The sequence below is a fragment of the Streptococcus suis genome (assembly GCF_002960445.1).
Taxonomy (GTDB): Bacteria; Bacillota; Bacilli; order Lactobacillales; family Streptococcaceae; genus Streptococcus; species Streptococcus hyiners.
Genome location: NZ_POJD01000485.1, coordinates 1 through 310, shown reverse-complemented (window position 1 = coordinate 310; position 310 = coordinate 1). Strand labels below are relative to the sequence as shown.

Sequence of the window (310 nt, the reverse complement as noted above, 5' to 3'; positions counted from 1 at the left end):
GGACAACAACCGCTATTCCAACCAGTGTTGCCAGTCGTGTGGTTGCGTCAGCTTTATCTAAGGTCGGTCAAAAGGTGACCGTTCCATCTAACCCTTATGGTGGACAGTGTGTTGCCTTGGTAGATAAGATTGTTCAAGAACTTACGGATAAGAATATGTCCTATACTAATGCCATTGATTGTTTGAAGAAAGCAAAATCAAATGGTTTCCAAGTCATCTACGATGCTTGGGGTGTGAATCCTAAAGCAGGTGATTTCTATGTCATTCAGACGGATGGTTTGGTATATGGTCACATTGGTGTCTGTGTGAC

1 protein-coding gene is annotated in these 310 nt (G+C 42.9%); it reads left to right on the top strand.

All coding sequences use genetic code 11. The features are described 5' to 3' along the window. The coding region (locus C1G53_RS12905) for a CHAP domain-containing protein (RefSeq protein ID WP_153046744.1) at window positions 1–310 on the top strand (310 nt) is incomplete at both ends.